A 17,799-nucleotide genomic window follows, 5' to 3' on the forward strand; every position below is an offset into this window, starting at 1 on the left:
GTCATCCTATATCTCCCTCGCCGGGTTGCCACCCCACCGCGCTCCCGGCGGAATAGTCTCCCCCTTCATCAGAAAGGAGTCCGCCGCGAGCACCGCGCCATCCCCCATCGTCACGCCGTAGTGCACGAACGCGCCCACCCCGATGGTGCAGCCGGAGCCAATCGCGATGGGGCCCGATTTATAGGTGCCGTCCTCCTGCGAATCACACTGGACAATGGTTTGCTGATTGAGCACGCACTCGTCCCCGATGACGGTGAGCGTCGGCTCGGAGATGAAGACGCCGTCGTCGAACACCCTCCTGCCGAACTTCACACCTATCAGACGCCAGAGAATGCTCTTGAACGGCGTGCCATCGAAGAGGTGAAGGAAGTTGATCGGGTGCAGCTTCCAGACGCGCTCAACCCACCAAAAACCCCGGTCATAGATCGAACAGATGGCCGGCGGTGGCGGGCCGAGCGCCTCGAACCACCGTTCCACGAGCGCGTAGTAGGTCGCGGCGACCACAGCGCTGAGGGCGAACATCGCCGCCATGACCGCATGGCCGAATGCGTCGGCGAATAACTCGAGGGCCGCAAGGTCGATGAGCGCTATGAGGAAAACACCGAGCCACCGCGTGGAGAGAAAGATGCCGATCGTCCAGAGGTTGAAGCGGTTCTTCGCGGCCAGGCCCCGGCGCAGCGCTTCGCCCGTGCGCAGATGGTCGAAGCGGCTGTCGCGCTCGACGGACCGCGGAATCTCAAAAGGCGGCGACCCGAGCAGGCCCACCCCTTCCCGAATCTTGCCGTCGATCGGGACCATGACCTTCGTCCCGAGCAGGACGTTATCGCCCGTCCTCCCGCCGGCGGGGTAGGTGACGTAATTGCCCAGGAAGTTGCGGGGGCCTATCGCCGCCTGCGACAGTCGGAACGACGAGCTCGAGATCTCATCGGTGATCACGTTCAGGCCGTCGGCGACCATGGTGCCGGTACCGACGGACGTCAGGAAAGGGTACGAGGTGGTCACTTCGCTGCCAAAATTCGATCCGGTTTGCACGAAGGGCGTGAGGCGATAGCCGGCCCACCTCAAAAAGTGGACGATGTAGGAGCTGTCACCGAAGAGCATCGGATAGAACCGCAGCCTGCTGAGAGCCGCGGTGAACCGGTAGAGGGTGTAGCGGAACCCATAAAGCGGATAGACCGTATCCGGCTTGATGAAGATCCTCAACGCGCGGGGGACGGTGCCGATGGCGAGGAGACCGACGAGCATCTCGCCGAAGAAGAGAACGGACGAGAAGGCAAACGCCTCGATCAGGAGTCCGCTCGCCGTCAAAACACCGGCGCCGGCGTGCACGCCCGGGTCGAGCATCTCGACCAGTGAAGACACCTGGGCAAACAGAATCCCCAGGCCAAGCTCGAGGAGCGGGGCGGCGATTAACAGGATTCTGATCAGCGTGAGGGCGCCGGAAACGGCCCGTCGGACCGTGCCGTTCCCCCCGGGAGACGGCGGAATTCGCAAGTAGTTGGTTTCCGTGCGCAGCGCCGGGGATCCGTGCCATCGCTCTCCGGCCGGCACCGCCTGACCGCGCAGGAGCGCGGAGGAATGACCGAGCTGCGCTCCGTCGCCCATTGCGGTATCGATATCGAGGACGGACATCTCGCCCACGAAAACGTTCCGGCCGAGAGTCACAGGTCCGATCTCTATCCGGCCGGCCTGCGCCCGGTAGCAGAGGAGGCTCGCCTCCCTGCGGATGACCGTTCCCGCGCCGATCGTCAGCAGGTCGGTGCAGACGGGGATGCGCCGCGAGAGGATCACCGCCCCGGCGCCGACTTTGGCGCCCAGCGCCCGCAGATAGAGACCGTACAGCGGCGAGCCGACAAACAGGTAGGGGGCTGGATTCGAATGAATCAGTGTCTTGACGATCCAGAAGCGGACGTACCCCAGGCTCCAGAGGCGAATCTTTCGCGCCTCCCAGCGGCCGACCAGCAGCCATTTCGCCGCAATGGGCACCGTACATACGACCAGGAAAACCACGCCGCCGAAGAGCACGAGGCGTACTATCCGCTCGGCGCCCGCAGCTCCGGCGACGAGCGATTGATAGCCCCCCAGGGCAGCGAGGACGCCGAGATACGAAAACCCGAAGTAGAAGAGGGCCTGCAGGGCACCGGCTACCACGTACTCGCGCGAGACGATAGGTGTAGGTGGATCCGGCGCCTCCGCTGTCGGGGTGCCGGCGGGATGGGCGGGAGTGGCTTCTGCGACCGCCGCCGCGAGGCCGCTGATCGTCGGATGCGCGTAGACGTCTTTCATCGAGATCGACGGCAGGCCGCCGCGCTTTCTCACCCGCGCGCAGAAATGCGCCATGACCAGCGAGTCCGCCCCGAGGTCACAAAAGAAATTGCTATCCACAGAGACGCGATCGAGCTTCAGCACTTCAGCGAGCAGCTCGGCGAAGCCAGTCTCGACGTCCGTCGCCTCGTCCGGGAGATGCTCCTCAACGGCCGTTCTCATCGGGCAGTCTCGTAAAAAAAGTCCGTTACCCGGAGGTCTTGCCCTGAGGCGACCGCCTGGTCGTACACCCACTTGCCGACCGCCACATCCAGGATCCCCATACCGAAGGGGGAAAAAATGATCGGCCGCTCCCGGTTCACCGACCGGTGACCCAGGATGATGTCGCTCAAAGTGCCCGTGACGAAGGCCCGGTTCCCGGTCTGCTGCTCGGTGAGATGCGGGGAAGTATTTGCCTTCATGACATGATCCACATCGTCGACCACGTTCTGGGATCTGAGGAGGATTCCGGGGGCCAGATCGCGAAGCGAGATGTGCAGGACCAGCGGGTTGTGCCCGAACAGCGCCGGATCGGTGATGTGAGGAGCGGAGGCGACCGTCGTGAAGACGATCATGTCGGACTCCCTGAGAAGCTCCGTCACTTCGGAAACGGCCCTCACCGTGCGATGGAGCTCGGGGCGGCACGCCGTGTTTCGAAATTTCTCGCTCTCGGAAGGCAACGCGTCGCACAGGCGGACGTTATCGATCGCCCATCCCGTATCAACCAGGAAGTCGTAGACGTACCGGGCGATAAATCCCGTGCCCACGATCCCCAGCGTGCGAGCCCTGCGCTCCCGCCCATTCATCCAGTACGCGGCGAGAGCGGCCGATGCCGCCGTGCGCGCAGCCGAGATGATCGAGCTTTCGATGATGGCAAAAGGGTATCCGGTCTCGTAACTATTAAGCACGAGCACCGCCGAAGCGCGCGGAAAGCCGCGCCGGACGTTCTCAGGAAAACTGGCGATCCACTTCAGTCCTGCAACGCCCACCCCGTCTCCCAGGTAAGCCGGAAGCGCAATGATCCGGCAGTCCGGCTTGTCGGGGAACCGGAGGAAATGGCTGTCGGGATTGACGGTCTGATTGTTGGCGTGCGCGAGATAGGCATCCCGAACGACGTCGATGCACTCCGCGCGATGCGCGCGGATGACATCGGAGACTGTCTTGCCATTGATGATCGAGATCGGGAATTCCATGGTCGTCCGTCAAAGTTGGGCTGCCCACGACGGGTTGAATACCGTATCAAGGTATGCCGTTCCACGGTCAGCGCACAGGAACAGGACCGTCGGGAGCTTCCCGTTATGCATCCGCCATCTGTATCGTTTGATCGCAGCGTAGGCCGTCCCGCTCGACCCGCCCACCAGGAGTCCATGGGTCATGAGCAGCTCGCGGCACGCTTCCACAGTTTCCCGCTCAGGCACCAGCACCACGTCGTCGATGACGGCATGAGATAACAACGGGGGGACGATGCTCGAGCCGACGCCGGGAATATGGCGCTTCGCGGGCGTGTCACCGAAAATGACAGATCCCGCCGCGTCAACGGCGATGATCCGGATGGAGGGATAGCGCAGTTTGAGCCGTCGGGACATACCCGCGATGGTTCCCGCAGTGCTCACGCCGATGAAGGCGTAGTCGAGCGAATCGAACTCAGCGCATATCTCCCCCGCGGTGAGCTCGTAATGCGCTTCCATAGCGTCCGGGTTCCCATACTGGTTGGTCCAAAAGGAATCCGGTATACTGGCGCACAGCCGCTTCACCATATCCAGCCGGGTCTTGAGAAACCCTCCGGTGTCGTCGCGCTCCTCAACCTTCACCACCCGCGGACAGAGACGGCGAAGGAACGCTTCATACGTTCCGGAAATGTTCGGATCGATTACCGGTATGAACTTGAGCCCCAGCAGGTGCGTGTAGGCGGCAAGGGCGCAGGCGAAATTCCCGGAGGAGGACTCTATCACCGTGGTCTCTTCGGAGATCTCTCCCCTCTCGGCAGCCCGCTTAAGAATCCAGTAGGCCGAACGGTCCTTGACACTTCCGACGGGATTGGTGTATTCAAGTTTCGCGAAGAGCCGCATCCCCTCCATGGTGAGCGGCACATGAGGCGTGGGCCGCAGTATTTTGCGGAGCTGCTCTAGGCGGGTAACCAGATCGGGGGCCCTTTTGGGTACCGGGCGGATTTCCGGAAACGGACTCCGGAAGGCTCTGCCTACAGCCGGAGAGCGCATTTGGAACCCGAAGTCCGGGCTAATGTCGCTGTATCTTTTGATGTAGGTCATTCGCCAACCCTCCATATTGAGGCGTTTTATCGCTGATTGGCGCACTTCAACGCAGGGAGCGCTGAAGCGGTTTCTTTTCAAAAGCAAGCGGGCGTCACGGATAGGGGCAAAGCTCGGATGAAGGTCCCCTCTTCACTGTTCAAGTTATGACCCGGGGGTGGCAAAAACAATGGGGTGAAACGGGTATTTTTTTCCTACGGGAATTAGCTGAGGAAACCCCATCGCTGCCCGCGATATGAGCCTTCCCGACGAATTTTGGAGGGTTCCCGGGTGGCGCGATTCGATTGTAAAGAAGTTTGTGGACGGTCCTATTCGCCTACCGAACCAACACGAGCTTCCTTGTTTGTGTGAACCTTCCAGCCGATAACCGGTAAAAATAGACTCCGCTTGCCATACCGGTCGCATCCCACTGAACGGACTTGAACCCCGCATCCTGAACCCCATCCACAAGTGTTGCGACTTCACGCCCGAAGAGATCATATACTTTAAGCACGACCGGCGTTGGGGTCGGAATCTCATAGCTGATGATCGTTCGGGGGTTGAACGGGTTCGGGAAATTCTGGTAGAGCTTGAATTCCGACGGGATGCCGGCCGCCAGGCCCTCCCGGACCCCGGTAACTTCGTTCTGGACGAAGATCGAGTCGTCGATTGTCCCGTCATTCCCGAGATCGATCAGGATCTTCAAATTGGACCCGGGAGAAATGGCATTCCAATCCGGCTGAATGATGTGGGACGAATTTCCGTCCAATGTCACCTGGTCATGCCTGAAGCGTTTGCTCCCGGTACTCGCGTCCAATTCGAGTCCCAGCCTGTACGTTCTCGAATCTGAACCGTACATGTTGAGTTTGAGCCCGTCGGCGGGAAGGTTCTCAATTCGTACGGAGTCGTCCATGGAGATCGGCAGCGATCCGATTGTCCAGACATATTCCCCGATTCCAAGGTTGTTCTTGTTGACAACATCCGTCAGGTTGATCGTCTTCGATCCGGTATCCGGATTTGAGACGGAGAGACTTCCGTCGAAGGTGAGATGGTCCGTCTGCGTGCTGCTCGATCCGGAGCGATCGAACAGGAATGTTCTGTTCCCGGTCGAGAGAAACACATGCGATTTGTCCCCCGGGAAATCGCTCAGAGTAATCGCGTATCTATTCGTGGGAAGTCGATAGCCATACGGGGGCGACGCGCTTCCGTTGAGAAGCATCAGGGGATGGGCGCCGGGCAGGGTATTATGAATGACACTGTCGGAGTACCCAATCTCCCCTCCCAACGTGTCGAGTACCCGTATCGCCGCTCCGGAGATGGGGTGGATCTCGAGAGTGTTTGGAGAAAGAAGAAACGGGGTTACGCTACGCTCCGGAGGATGCTTTGGTAATGTCGGATTGTTCAGGTAGAGCACAGACGGGTCTGCGAGGACTAACCCTGCATCCCCTCCCCACCCTGGCCAGAGCGGGAATTCCCACGTTCCATTACCCCCGTTCCCTGCCGTATCAATTGTGATTTCCGCATTGAGGACGCCATTGTGAGCATTATCATAAACCCCAATGCGGTAAATGCTCCCGAAGGAGGGGTCCTTCCAGACTTTATACGGAAGAACCGAGTGAGCGCCACTCCCATGATTGTTATAGATGTTGAACGTGTGAACCGCGGCTTCGTCACTTAAGAGGCGTTCCTTCAATTCACGCAGAGTCACATTCGGAGTCTTGGAACTGACCGCGTCGAAGTTGCTCTGGTGCGGTTCGCCAAACTGGTGGGTGAAGACCTCATTGATGACGGGTATCGTGTTCGTATCGGAGTGGACGTCGTACGCAATGTCATAATCAGGAAACCGCGTGTACTTGTTTCTGAAATCGAACTTGTAACGAAAAGCGATGGCGTTGGAAATCGCGAACCCAAAACACGACCCGCCCCACACTCCTTTGACGCTGGCCCATCTCAGGACTGCGGTGGGCGAGTAGGTAGAATTCGCGACATTCTGGTAACAATGGGTGACCCCGAAGGTTCGGACAAACGAAATCCAGTCGGGGTGATCCGCGGAGAGAGCGTTCAGGAATATCTCGGTCGTGACGGGCTGACCCGTCGCGTAACTTGCTCCGGTATAAGGGTCGATACCCGAATAATCGAATTTGTTCGTCCAGGAGAGGGGCCAGACTTCATACGGGGTATTCCCGAACCCCCATCGGTCGGACGCGGAGTTGTACTCGAGATATTCGTTCGTGGGTGAGAATTTAGTGAGGACATATCCTTTTATCACGAAGGGGCCGCTCTCGTCGAACAGGGTATCGTTTGACGCAGACTCGATTTTGATGCGTGCATGAGCGGCCGTTGTATCGGGAATAGTCCAGACGTATCGCCCCAGGACCGCCGGATAGGCGTTCTCAATCAGTCGCCAGCTTTGCCCGTCGTTGATGCTATACCAAAGGATGACATTGGAACCGGGCGGGAGCCCGTTCAACCACCGAATAGTATCCTGATCTCCGCTGACCGACCGTTCGCCTCCCCGTGGACTGGTCAGGACGATACTCTGCGATTTCTTCAGGAGAACGGCTTGTTGCCGGCCGGAGCGGATTGCGGTTGCCAGGATGTCCCCGCGATTATTGACGGCTGTCGCGACGATAAGCTCCCATCCCCCGGCGGTGTCGGCGACATTGTTGAGGTCGGTCATGACACCATCTCTCCAAACAAAGGCGTGGTTGAGATTTCCCTGAAGGCTATGAACCCACGAAGAGGCGCCGACAACTTCGGTCGAGTCGTTAATCGAGAACGCCTCGGAGAAACCGGGAAAAGGATCGGGCGCAGCAAGGAACCCAAGGTCCGTCATCCCCCCATTGCTCGCAATGAAGGCATAGGATTCCGACGCTGCAATTTTTGTGGAGCTTCCAACAACCTGTCCGAGGTTATTGATTCCGCGCGCGTCGGATAGATTTCCTCCCAACGTGCCCAGGTCAGACATGCTTCCGTTTTGCCAGCGGAAAGCGTGCCTGAGAGTGTCATTGACTTCAGATTGGCCGGCAATCTGCCCGATGTTGTTGATCGCTGCTCCGAAAGATCCAATTCCAAGCGTGCCCAGATCTGTCATCGAGCCGCCTTCCCATACAAAACCATGAAAGATACCGGTATCATTGCTTATGATTGAGCGCCCCGCAACGTGTCCCGAATCGTTGATATCCCGCGCCTCAGAGTACGGTCCGCCGAGCGTACCAAGGTCGGTCATGATGCCGTTCTGCCACCGGAAGGCATGACGGCTGCCCGCATTCCCGGGGCTCCAGGAAGAACCAACAACCTGCCCGGCTCTGTTGATACCGTACGCCTCGGTCGAGCCGCCCGGGTAGAGGGTCCCCAGACCCTGTTTGGAACCGTCCTTCCATACCGAAGAAACGAAAAGGTCGCCGCCGGGCCAATCGATCGTCACGACCTCGTCCGAGTCGTTGAGGTCGGTCGCCAGGTACGACTGCACGTCGATGAGCCTGTAGGCCTGAGAAGAGGCCGTTGACGAGAAAACTCCCAGCGTAACAACGAACACAAGGAGAATCGGGAAATAAGTTCTCACTGCTTTTCCTTTCAAACAGATCGTTCAAATGTACGAACTCTCGTGCCAGAATCAAGGCTTTTCTTGTTCAGAGGGAAGAAGAGCAAAATGGTCTTCCGTCACACCTGCTCGCAAAGGAACTTAACACTCTCCATTGTTGCATTTCTGGGACGAAATTCATAGTTTCGGACAGGCACTAGCGCATCCGAACAAGGGGTTCAAATCCATCCTGACTGTCCCATGAAATTAAGCGCCAGAAATAAATTGAAGGGCACGATCACATAAGACTTTCCCGTTTTCTGGCATGCGTAATCCTTCTCCTCAGGGTCAGTTCTCCAGTCGTGGCACAGCCTGAGCCGAATGCGGAATTAACCGTCTTCGCCGCCGCCTCCCTTACCGAAGCATTTCAAACGCTGGGAAAAACGTTCGGGGCCGGCCATCCTCCGGTGAAGATCGTGTTCAACTTCGGGGGTTCCCAACAGCTCGCGCAGCAAATCGTGCAAGGCGCGCGAGCCGATCTCTTCGCACCGGCAAGTATGAAGCAGATGGCCATCGCGATCAAAGCCGGCTTGATCGATACGACTCTCCTCAGAGTTTTTGCCCGCAACCGGCTCGTGGTCATCCTTCCGAGGAACAATCCGGCCCACCTCGCCGGCCTGAAAGACCTCGCGAAGCCGGGTCTCAAGGTAGTTCTGGCCGATTCGAGCGTGCCGGCCGGGCAGTACGCTCTCCAGTTCCTCGATCGTTGCTCGCAATCCAGGGAGCCTGGCCCTTCGTTTAAGCGGGACGTTCTCAGGAATGTCGTATCCTACGAAGAAAATGTGAGAGCGGTGCTGAGCAAAGTGAGGCTTGATGAATGCGATGCCGGAATCGTCTATTCCTCGGATATCGCCCGTGATACTTCGCGCGAGATACGCCGCATCGATATTCCTGATCAACTAAACATCATCGCAGAATACCCGATAGCGATCGTGCGCGAAACGCGGTCGCCCGAGGTTGCGAAAGAGTTTCTCGAGTACATTCTCTCCGATGAGGGGGGCCGGGTCCTCGCGAATTTCGGATTCATGGTAGCGAGCCGGGCCGGGAGGCGGTAATCTTTCTATGCCGGCCAAATTGAATTACAGGTTTTCGAGCATGCGCGCCAGATCATGGCTGCTGGCCGGCCTTTCCCTCCCGATGGTTTCCTTCCTGCTGATTCCGTGCCTCAGCCTCCTGCTGCGACTCTCTCCCGCCGGCTTTCTGGATTCCATCCAGAGCGGTCAGGTCGCGGAGGCAATTACTCTCAGCGGGGTCACGACCGGGATTGCCACCATCATCACCGTGATCGCCGGGACGCCCGTCGCATACCTTTTGGCGCGACGAAGTTTTCGGGGCAAATCGGTCGTAGACACATTCATCGACTTGCCGATCCTCATCCCGCCCTCCGTGGCCGGTATTGCTCTTTTGCTGGCGTTCGGCAGGCGCGGACTGGCGGGCGGGGTTCTTTCGGATATGGGCATCGATATCCCATTCACACAAACAGCCGTCATCCTCGCCCAACTCTTCGTTGCGGCGCCGCTCTACATCAAATCCGCCCGCGCCGGGTTTTCCACCGTCGAGCGCGAACTTGAGCAAGCCGCTGAGATCGACGGGGCTTCCCCGTCGCAACGATTCCGATTGATCACTGTTCCGTTATCGATTCATGCGCTTGCCGGTGGGACGATCATGACCTGGGCGCGCGCGCTCGGCGAATTCGGGGCGACAATCATTTTTGCCGGCAACTTTCCGGGGAAGACTCAAACGATGCCTCTTGCCATCTACATGGGATTCGAAATCGATTTCAGAATCGCCGTCACCCTCGCGTTGATTCTGCTCTTCCTCTCCTTCCTCGTGCTTCTCACGGTCAGGAAACTCTTGAAGGAACGCCTCGCGATCCTCTGATCAATTCTTCAGCCCCATTTTCTTCAGCAGGGCGGAGAATCGCGGATCGGTGCGGAGCGGGTTCCAGATCGGATCTACGCCGAGCCAGATCATCCAGCCGGCGCGTTCTTCATATCCTTTTTGCAGATACTCGAACGCGTGTTCGCGGTCGTTCAATGCGACATAAATGGACGCTACAATATCGGACGCGACGTACATTCGCTTCGCCTGCTCTTTCAATGAATCGAGAACCCTCGCCGCCTCCTTCCGGTTTCCGGCCCTCGCGTGAGCGTACCCCAGGCGGGCAAGCGTCCAGGGGCAGGAGAACAGATCGTATGCCTTCCGGTACTCGCCGACCGCCTTTGGAAAATCGCCTTTCTGAACGTCGTAGTATCCCATAAAAAGATATCCGAAGGGATAATTGGGATCGAGATCGATCGCCTTTTGCTCTTGCGCGGCCGCCTCATCAAACCTTCCGGCGTAGTATAACATCAGGCCATAAAAAGAAACCTCCTCGGGAGAGAGCGGTTGAAGTTCCGCGCACCGTTTCCCTTCCAGGACCGATTCGTCAAACTTTCCTTGTGCCGCCAGGTACAAGCTATAAAACCAATGGGGCAAATACTCGTTCGGATTCAAATCTATGGCAGCGAGGAGTTGCTCCCGGGCGCCGTTCCAATTCCACACGTACCAGAGATCATACCATCCCGACATCGCGCGCGCCTGGGCCAATTGGTCATCGGCCTCCAGAGCGCGATCGGTGGCTTTCTTCAGCTCAGGCATCGCTATGGCGGGAGCGAGGGTGAAATCAGTCGCGACCGCGTAGTAATATGCGATCCCCACATACGGCAGGGGAAACTTCGGATCGAGTCTCACGGCCTGGTTCATGAGTTCATATCCTTTTGCGAGCCCATCCGGCGTGGATTTCTGAATAAAAAAGTTTCCCTTAAGATAGAGTTGGTAGGCTTCATTGTTCGCCGTGTATTGCTTCAGGAGCTTCACCTTTTCGGTGCCGGAGAGCTTCAGCTGGAGTTTTTGGGAAATAGTTCCGGCGATCTCCTGCTGAACCGCAAGGAAATCACTCATCGGCCGGTTAAACTGTTCGCCCCAGAGCTGCGCCTCCTTTTGAACGTCGATCAGCTCGACCTGGATGTTCAGTTTGTCCGCCCGCGGAACGATTCTCCCGGTCAGCACCGCCTTCACACCGAGTTCCTTCCCGATCGCCTGCGCCCTGGCCTCCTGGCCCTTGAACTGGAACACCGTGCTTCGCGGAAGAACCCGGAGTGAGCCGACTTCGGAGAGGGAGTTGATGAGCGACTCCGTGATTCCGTCGCTCATATACTCGAGATCCTTGTTGTCGCCGGCGTTTGCAAAGGGAAGGACCGCGATCGAATCGATCGCCGTTCCGCCCCGATCCGTAAGGAACAGCGCGGCTACCGCCGCGACAAGGACAAGGAGCGACGGAACCCAAATTATCGGGCGAAGGAGTCTCGGTCCTGCGCGGACCGGTTTCCTGGCCGCCCCCCGCGCTGACGATGCGGGCAATGCAACACCCTGCCGGAGCAGCGAGAGGTCGCTCACAGCCTCCTGCATCGATTGATACCGCGCATCCGGGTTTTTCTCGAGAGCGCGCTCCAGCACGCGGGAGAGCCCCGCCGGGACGTTCTTGTTGAACTGTTCGAGGGGTTGGGGCTCCTCGTTGACGATCGAGTACATGATCGCGGCCTCATGCTCGCCCCGGAACGGGAGCCTCCCCGACAGCATTTCAAACAACAGAACGCCGAAGGAAAAGATATCGCTTCGCGGATCGGCTTCGCCTCCCTGAATTTGTTCCGGCGCCATATAGGCGAGCGTGCCGACCGTGCTTGAGGTCTTCGTCAACTTGAGCGACCCCTTGAGCTTGGCCAGACCGAAATCCATTACTTTCGCCTGACCCTTCGAGGTCAGCATGATATTGTCGGCCTTGATGTCCCGATGCACGATGCCTTTTGCGTGCGCTTCCTGCAGAGCTTCCCCGATCTGGATCGCGAGAGCGACGGCGTCCTGCGCGTCGGCAAACGGCAGTTTTTCCCGCATCGTTCCGCCGTCGACATACTCCATGGACATGAACAGCCGTCCATCGTGTTCCTCGACTCCAAAAACCGTGCAGATATTGTTGTGGTTCAACCCGGCCGCGGCCTGCGCCTCCTGAAGGAACCGGGCTTTGTCCGTTTCGTTCTGGTTAACCCGGTCGGGCAGAAATTTGAGCGCGACGATGCGTTTGAGCGTGAGGTCTTCGGCCTTGTAGACCACGCCCATACCTCCCTCGCCAAGTTTCTCGAGAATTCTATAATGTGATATCGTTTGGCCGATCATTGGTTTCCTGGCTGCACAAAAATATTGACACCAAACTAACCAAAATAGGGATGACTATCAACCTCCCGGAGAGCGCGAAGACGGGATCCGATGATTGAAATCTTCTGTTTTCGTAAGGAGAATTCTTACATTGGATCACCTGAGAGAAGGAGATATATGGAACAGCGTGAACTGGGAACAAGCGGCCTGCTGGTTTCCGCAATGGGGCTCGGCTGCATGGGAATGAGCCACGGCTACGGCCCGCCCCGAGACAGGCAGGAAATGATCTCGCTCATCCGGTCGGCCGTGGAGCGAGGCATAACATTCTTCGATACCGCTGAGGCGTACGGCCCCTTCGCGAACGAAGAACTTGTGGGTGAAGCGCTACTCCCCTTCCGCGGACGCGTCGTGGTCGCGACCAAATTCGGTTTCAAGTTTGATTCCGGGGGAGGGCAGTCGGGATTGGACAGCCGGCCCGGGCATATCAGGCAGGCCGTGGAGCTCTCGCTCAAACGGCTCAAGGTTGATGCCATCGATCTGCTCTATCAGCACCGGGTCGACCCGAACGTGCCGATCGAAGAAGTCGCAGGAGCGGTGAAGCAACTGATCCAGGAAGGAAAGGTGAAACACTTCGGACTTTCTGAAGCGGGTGTTCAAACGGTCCGGAGGGCGCACGCGGTCCAGCCGGTCACCGCGCTCCAGAGCGAGTACTCGTTATGGTGGAGAAAGCCCGAACCGGAGATGATCCCCGCACTGGAAAAACTGGGAATCGGCTTCGTCCCGTTCAGCCCTCTGGGCAGAGGTTTTCTCACGGGGAAGATCACCGAAAACACTTCGTTCGACAGCTCTGATTTTCGCAACAAGATTCCCCGTTTTGCGCCTGAAAACCGGAAGGCGAATCAGGTTCTGGTCGATCTTCTCAGCGATATTGCACGCCGGAAGAATTCGACTCCCGGACAAATTGCGTTGGCCTGGCTCCTCGCTCAAAAGCCGTGGATTGTCCCGATCCCGGGAACGACGAAGCTGAGCCGTTTGGAGGAGAACATCGGAGGCGCCGCCGTCAACCTGACCCCGGGTGATCTCGAGGAGATCGAAAGTGCCGCGTCAACGATCGAGGTGCAAGGGGCCCGCTATCCGGAGGAACTGGAACGGAAAACGGGTCTCTGACCGGCAATCATGTAACCAATGCGAAGGAGACCGGCATGCGAATAGGAATTCTGGGTTCGGGGTTGATGGGCGGCAAGCTCGGGACGATCTTTGCGCGCGCCGGGCACGAAGTGGTTTTCAGCTACGCTCACACAGACCAAAAACTAAAAAAGCTCGCGCGGAATGCCGGCAACAACGCGCGTGCGGGCACACCGGGCGATGCCTCGAAGGACTCGGACGCCCTGCTTTTGGCGGTGCACTGGTCCCGAACCGGCGATGTCCTCAAGCAGACGGGCGATTTGGCAGGCAAGGTCGTCGTGACCTGCTCGCTACCGATGGATATTCGTAATACGAAGCTCATCCTTGCCGGTTCCACCTCGGGAGCCGAAGAACTCTCAAAGAAAATCCCGAAGGCGCGGGTCGTGTCGGCCTTTAACACCATCCCAAGCGAGGTTCTCTTCGGAGTATTCGAATCCAGACGCCGGAACGATCGCCCGAGCCTGGTGTACTGCGGAGACGATAAGCGCGCCAAGGCTGTAGCGGCCCGGCTGATCCAGGACGTCGGATTTGACCCCGTTGATGCCGGATCATTACGGATCGCGCGCTACACCGAGCCATTTGCGCTCCTTGTCGCACAGCTCGCCTACGAGGGCAAGGGAGGGCCCGAGCTCGCCTACCGGTTTGAGCGCTTTACGAGCGGGAAATCCGGCCGGTAACAGATGGAAGAACTTATAAGACTTGAGGAATGGATATCAGAATTGGATAGTGTCTCGTTTTGTCATCCTGAGCACATTCGCTTCGCTCAGTGTAAACTCCGCGAAGGATCTCGCAGGTCGGAAAGACGAGATCCTTCGGTCGCTCCGCTCCCTCAGGATGACTGTTCACTGAAACTGAGGAACTACCCAGAATTTGACTATCTCGCGCTGGCTGATTACCTTCCGAAGGCAGAATCATTCCCGCCCTGCTACGGACAAACTCTTGGTTTAACAGCACATACCCACTCAAAGGAGGTAAGAAATGATACTCGCAACGACGAAGGTCGAGGATTTCGACCGATGGTTAAATGTCTTCTCCACCAAGGGCGCCGAGAAGCGGAAGCAGCACGGGTCCAAGGGATCGACCGTGTTCCGCGATCCGAACGAGCCCGACCGCGTGTGGGTGATATTCGACTGGGATGAGAACGGATGGAAGAACTTCGTCACCGACCCGGAAGTCCCGGCGATCATGCAGGCGGCGGGCCACAAAGTGAAGCCCTACATGTTGAATTTGGGCGGCAAGTACAGCTCCTAGGGTCTCGTAGCGTGGGGAGCGGCGGCGGATCGCCCGCCGCTCCTCCCTGTGGCGAACACACCCGCCTCGCCCGGGTCCAAAACTATTCCCGATCTGTTGCGGTTCCCCCCGTCATCCCGTACCATCCATAGATCTCCGTCCGCGCCTCTCTTTTTTCCGCAAGGACAATGGCTTTGTTCGAACCAGTTAGTACTTCATCCAGCAGGAGTCTGTCACCGCCCCAGTTGAATATCCCCATTGATTTCCTTACTTTGACCCGTGATGATCGGCTCCGTAATTTCCCACTATAAGATCCTCGATAAACTCGGCGAAGGAGGAATGGGTGTGGTGTACAAAGCCCATGACACCACCCTCGACCGCACCGTCGCCTTAAAGTTTCTCCCCCAGGCGTTGACCGCCGACCGGTCGGAACGGGAACGGTTCTATCAGGAGGCCAGGGCGGCATCGCAACTTTTGCACCCAAATGTTACGGCGATTTTTGAAATCGGCGAATCGGAAGGGCAGATGTTCCTGGCGATGGAGTATGTGGATGGCCGGACGCTGAGTAAACTGATCCTTGACGAAGAACCCCTCGCCGTCAAGAAGGCGATCGATCTTGCGATCCAGATGTGTACAGGACTTTCCATCGCGCATGAAAAAGGAATCGTCCACAGAGACATCAAATCGGAGAACCTTCTCGTAACCGGCAAGGGGGAGTTGAAGATCACAGATTTTGGGCTCGCCAAACTTAAGGGATCTTCCAAACTCACGAAGGCGGGAAGCACGCTCGGAACAGCCGCATATATGTCGCCGGAGCAGGCTCAGGGTGAGGATGTCGACGCCCGAAGCGACATTTTTTCCGCCGGAGTCGTCCTCTACGAGCTCCTTGCGGGTAAGCTCCCCTTCCGCGGCGACCATCAGGCCGCCATGCTCTATTCTCTCATCAACGAGGACCCCCTGCCCCTCGAGAGGTTCAACGACAAGATCACCCCGGAACTCCAGCGAATCGTTTCCAAAGCGTTGGCGAAGGATCGGGAGGACCGGTACCAGCACGCCGACGAGATGCTCGCCGACCTGAAGCGCGAACGAAAAGGCATGGAATATGCCAGGACGGGCGCAGTGGCACTTCAGCCTTCCTCGAGGGGTACGGAGAGCATCCTGCCGGTGGATCCGGCGAAACCCTCCGCGGGACGCAAGAGGATGACTCCGATCATAGCGGGCGCCGCCCTGCTTCTTCTTGCAGCGGGAATCTACGTCTTCCGGGAGAAAATGCCGGGAAATGCGGCCGCCAACAACCCGTCATTGAACAAGATTGCGGTCCTGCCTTTCGAGAGCCTCGGCCCTGCCGAACGCGAATACTTTGCCGACGGCCTCACCGACGAGATACGGACGAAGCTGAGCGGGCTCTCGGGGCTCGCGGTGATCGCACGCGCAAGCTCGGTACAATATAAGAAGACGGCGAAACAGGTACCGGATATCGGCAGGGAACTGAGCGTGGGTTATCTCCTTCAGGGGACGATTCGCTGGGAAGAGGGCGACAGTGTCCGTCACAGTGCGGCACGCCTTCTGGTGAATCCGTCCCTGGTGAAAGTCGCCGACGGCACGCAGGTGTGGTCCCAATCCTTCGAGGGGACACTTTCAAATGTCTTCGAGATACAATCCGACATCGCCCGTCAGGTGGCGAGCGCGCTGGAGGTGGTCTTGAATCCTGTCGACCGGAAGGCCATTCAATCCATACCGACGGACAACGCGGAAGCGTACGATTATTTTCTCCGCGGCCAGCAGGCTGTGAGCACCATGACTCCGGCGAACCTGCAGGCGGCTGTCGCGCTGTTTGGAAAGGCCGTCAGTCTCGATCCCAGGTTCACGGACGCCTACGCGCAAATGGTCCGCATGTACGCGTTCCGGACTTTTCAGGGACAGAGTTCCGACAGTTTCATCGTTCTCGCGAAGAAGTCGCTCGATAGAGTCCTGGAGCTGGAACCGACCTCATTTCATGCCTATTGGGCTCAGGGATATTACAACTATTACGGTTCGAGGAATTACGAACAGGCGCTGAAGTATTTTACGCTTGCCCTCCAGCTCCAGCCGAACAATGCGGACATCATTTCAGCGATCGGTTACGTCAAGCGGAGGCAGGGGAAATTCAAGGAGAGTCTCGATCTTCTTACGAGGGGCAGCGAGCTCGATCCCAAAGCCTGGCGAAATTGGTTCGAACTGGGATATCTCGAACTGATCATGCGCCGGTACAACTCCGCCGATGAACATTTCACCCGCGCGGTCGTGGTGTTCGGAAGAAAGTCCACGCAGATCGCTTCAGTACACTCTCTGGCGGTATTCTCCAAGAAAGGAGATGTCGCAGCGGCGTACAAAGTCTTCACCGATGAGTCCGACGATACGAACTCATGGCAGTACAAGGAAAGGAGCTTCCAATTCGACCTGGCCCTGCATGATTTTCCGGCGGCCAGGGAGCATCTTGCCCGTACTGTCCTCGCTCAACCGGATATCAACCCTGTGGCCTATTATATGGACATGGCTGTTCTCCTTGAGAAAACCTCCCGGCATGATCAATCCCGGAGATGCCTCGACAGCGCACGCGTCCTGGCTGAGAATGCCGTGAAGATCTATCCCGGAGAATGGACGGTTCATGCGGCTCTGGGAAGTATTTTAGCGCATCTCGGTCAAAAGGCGAGAGCGATCGAAGAAGGCAGGAAATGCGTGGATCTCATGCCGCTGGAAAAAGACGCGATGGACGGCGGCCCGAACGCGCTCTATTCCATCGCTCAGATCTACGCCGTCACGGGAGAAACCGATGCTGCAATCGACAGGCTCGCGCAGGTCCTGACGATTCCGAGCATCTATACCACCTACTTCGTTCAGCACGATCCTGAGTTCGCTTCGCTCGGATCGTCGCCTCGCTTTCAGAAACTGATGGAGAAATACAAGGTTGAATGAGAGGCGGACGCCCTTCGGCCGCTACATCACGTGCATCGACTGGACATCCTGCGGGCTGAACTTCACCAGCATCACTGCGTGGGCCTTGTCGCGCAGCAAGGG

At 58.0% G+C, this 17,799-nt stretch carries 11 protein-coding genes; 6 read left to right on the forward strand and 5 right to left on the reverse strand.

The features are described from left to right. Positions 1-6: 6 nt before the first annotated feature. From VI215_12715 to VI215_12730, 4 genes are all read right to left on the reverse strand, one after another. Positions 7-2,487: a Pls/PosA family non-ribosomal peptide synthetase gene (locus VI215_12715; protein HEY6193177.1), complete on the reverse strand. Its 2,481-nt coding sequence runs from the start codon at positions 2,485-2,487 to the stop codon at positions 7-9. Then, positions 2,484-3,497, reverse strand: a complete 1,014-nt coding sequence (gene sbnB, locus VI215_12720; protein HEY6193178.1) for a 2,3-diaminopropionate biosynthesis protein SbnB — start codon at positions 3,495-3,497, stop codon at positions 2,484-2,486. The genes VI215_12715 and sbnB overlap by 4 nt, the downstream gene beginning before the upstream one ends. A gap of 9 nt (positions 3,498-3,506) precedes the next feature. After that, complete coding sequence (gene sbnA, locus VI215_12725; GenBank protein HEY6193179.1) at positions 3,507-4,475, reverse strand: 2,3-diaminopropionate biosynthesis protein SbnA; 969 nt, start codon at positions 4,473-4,475, stop codon at positions 3,507-3,509. 415 nt (positions 4,476-4,890) lie between these two features. Beyond that, positions 4,891-8,118 (reverse strand): T9SS type A sorting domain-containing protein, encoded by a 3,228-nt coding sequence (locus tag VI215_12730; protein HEY6193180.1) that lies wholly within the window; start codon positions 8,116-8,118, stop codon positions 4,891-4,893. Positions 8,119-8,438: 320 nt separating this feature from the next. On the opposite strand from VI215_12730, the gene modA reads away from it, so the two are divergent. Together modA and VI215_12740 are read left to right on the forward strand one after the other, a co-directional pair. Next, positions 8,439-9,191 (forward strand): molybdate ABC transporter substrate-binding protein, encoded by a 753-nt coding sequence (gene modA, locus VI215_12735; GenBank protein HEY6193181.1) that lies wholly within the window; start codon positions 8,439-8,441, stop codon positions 9,189-9,191. A gap of 7 nt (positions 9,192-9,198) precedes the next feature. Then, the gene (locus VI215_12740) at positions 9,199-10,017 is read left to right on the forward strand and encodes an ABC transporter permease (protein ID HEY6193182.1); all 819 of its coding nucleotides are present in this window, start codon (positions 9,199-9,201) and stop codon (positions 10,015-10,017) included. On the opposite strand, the gene VI215_12745 is transcribed toward VI215_12740, so the two are convergent. Continuing rightward, the gene (locus VI215_12745) at positions 10,018-12,348 is read right to left on the reverse strand and encodes a protein kinase (GenBank protein ID HEY6193183.1); all 2,331 of its coding nucleotides are present in this window, start codon (positions 12,346-12,348) and stop codon (positions 10,018-10,020) included. 156 nt (positions 12,349-12,504) lie between these two features. Between VI215_12745 and VI215_12750 the strand changes: the two genes are divergently transcribed. The 4 genes from VI215_12750 (at position 12,505) to VI215_12765 (ending at position 17,697) form a co-directional block, all read left to right on the forward strand. Beyond that, positions 12,505-13,494 carry an aldo/keto reductase gene (locus VI215_12750; protein ID HEY6193184.1) on the forward strand — a complete coding sequence of 330 codons (990 nt, stop codon included), beginning with the start codon at positions 12,505-12,507 and terminating at the stop codon, positions 13,492-13,494. A gap of 35 nt (positions 13,495-13,529) precedes the next feature. After that, positions 13,530-14,189, forward strand: coding sequence for an NADPH-dependent F420 reductase (locus VI215_12755; GenBank protein ID HEY6193185.1), 660 nt, complete (start codon positions 13,530-13,532; stop codon positions 14,187-14,189). Positions 14,190-14,490: 301 nt separating this feature from the next. After that, entirely contained in the window at positions 14,491-14,763 is a 273-nt protein-coding gene (locus VI215_12760; GenBank protein ID HEY6193186.1) for a hypothetical protein, read from the forward strand. Positions 14,764-15,024: 261 nt separating this feature from the next. Continuing rightward, positions 15,025-17,697: a protein kinase gene (locus tag VI215_12765; protein ID HEY6193187.1), complete on the forward strand. Its 2,673-nt coding sequence runs from the start codon at positions 15,025-15,027 to the stop codon at positions 17,695-17,697. Positions 17,698-17,799: the final 102 nt, after the last annotated feature.

Source organism: Bacteroidota bacterium, assembly GCA_036522515.1.
Taxonomy (GTDB): domain Bacteria; phylum Bacteroidota; class Ignavibacteria; order UBA10030; family SZUA-254; genus VBOC01.